Annotated in this window: 1 protein-coding gene; it reads right to left on the reverse strand. The window is 45.5% G+C overall.

The genetic code is table 11. The features are described from left to right. Window positions 1–312 (reverse strand): hypothetical protein (locus QRD02_RS14365; RefSeq protein WP_290255652.1); only part of this gene is annotated, 312 nt, incomplete at both ends.

The raw sequence follows: 312 nt of genomic DNA on the forward strand, positions 1-312 counted from the left end.
ATCCAGTACGTAGTAGCCGCACCAACTTGGCCCGGTAGGTTTACATCGGCAATATCAAGCTCTACGCTCCAAGCGTCAAAGCCAAAGTTACCACCCACAACAACTTGTGAATCTGGCACCAAACTTAATTGAGAAGTCACCAAAGCACCAGGTGCGCCGGAACCATTGTCTTCATAAATGAAAACATCCACATTGTCAGCATTCACTCCGGAACCTGTGGCACCAATAAATGCATTGAAGGTAATAGATTCCAAAAGCATGTCTTCACCATCAGCAACCGTTAAATCGTTTGCAGTGATTCGGCCTAAGTTT

Origin of the sequence: Aequorivita aurantiaca (assembly GCF_030410135.1) — a bacterium.
Classification (GTDB): domain Bacteria; phylum Bacteroidota; class Bacteroidia; order Flavobacteriales; family Flavobacteriaceae; genus Aequorivita; species Aequorivita aurantiaca.